At 73.3% G+C, this 1,221-nt stretch carries 2 protein-coding genes; both read left to right on the forward strand.

Annotated features, from left to right (window positions below; genetic code table 11):
• The coding region (locus EIO58_RS19095) for an NAD(P)/FAD-dependent oxidoreductase (protein WP_446723956.1) at positions 1-494 on the forward strand (494 nt) is incomplete at its 5' end.
• A gap of 24 nt (positions 495-518) precedes the next feature.
• Positions 519-1,221, forward strand: a 703-nt coding sequence (locus EIO58_RS18195; protein ID WP_274543229.1) for an AfsR/SARP family transcriptional regulator, incomplete at its 3' end; no start/stop codon positions are given.

The following is a 1,221-nucleotide window of genomic DNA, read 5'->3' on the forward strand; positions in this document are numbered from 1 at the left end:
GCCGCGACGCGACCTTCCGGACGCTGCTGGACGAAGCGGCGCCCACGGTGGCAGCGCGACTGGAAGGGGTCGCGACTCCCCCGGAGATGCGCGGATGGGGCGGCCTGCGTGGGTACGTTCGCCGCGCGTGGGGCGAGGGCTGGGCGCTCGTCGGAGACGCGGGGGTCTTCCGCGACCCCATCAGCTCGCATGGGATGACGGACGCGATGCGCGACGCGGAGATCCTTGCGGGAGAGGTGCTGAGGGCCTGGTCCGGCGCCGTGCCGGAGTCCGTCGCGCTCGGCCGATACCAGGCGCTGCGTGACCGGCTGTCGTTCCGGATGTTCGAGCTCGCGGACCGCATCGCCTGCTACGACTGGGGCGACTCCGAGATCCGCCGCCTGATCCGCGGGCACAGCTCCGCGATGAGCGACGAGATGGACTACCTGTCGGCCCTCCCGAACGTCGCCGTGGCCGCACCGGCGTCGCTGGAAGACACCCTCGTACGCGGCTAGATTAGGCCCGAGGGAATCCCGACTGTGACGATTCACGTCCGCCTGTTGGGCGGGTTCGAAGTCGACATCGACGGTGCGCCGGTGCCGCCGGTCTCGTGGGCGCGCCGGCACGCGGCCGCACTGGTGAAGCTGCTCGCCCTCGCGGACGGTCATCGGCTGCACCGGGAACGCGTCATCGCTGCACTCTGGCCGGCCCTCGCGGTCGAGGTCGCCGCGCCGCGGCTGCACAAGGCGGCGCACTTCGCCCGGAAGGCGCTCGAGCGCGGCGGCGGCGCGATCTCGCTCCGCGACGACATCGTCGCCCTGCTCGCCGACCCGGGGATCGACGTCGACGTCGATCGCTTCCGGGCCGTCGCGGCGCGGGCGCTGACGACCCGCGACAGCTCGCTCGCCTCGGCCGCACTCGAGCTCTACGGCGGTGACCTGCTCCCCGACGACCTGTACGACGACTGGACGATCGAGGCGCGGGATGGACTCGCCTCCACCCGGATCGAGCTGCTGCGGCTCACCCATCGCTGGGACGACCTCGTCGCGCACTCTCCGACGGACGAGGAGGCGCATCTCGCGCTCGCACGCCGGTACGCCGACGGCGGCGACACGCGGGCGGCGCTGCGGCAGCTGGAGCGACTCGAGCGCGCGCTCCACCACGAGCTGGGCGCCGGACTCGGCACCGAGGCGCGCGCCCTGAAGGCGCAGCTCGACTCGCGGTCCCGTCCTGCGCCGCCGG

The sequence above is a fragment of the Microbacterium sp. CPCC 204701 genome (assembly GCF_004010105.1).
Lineage (GTDB): Bacteria > Actinomycetota > Actinomycetes > Actinomycetales > Microbacteriaceae > Microbacterium.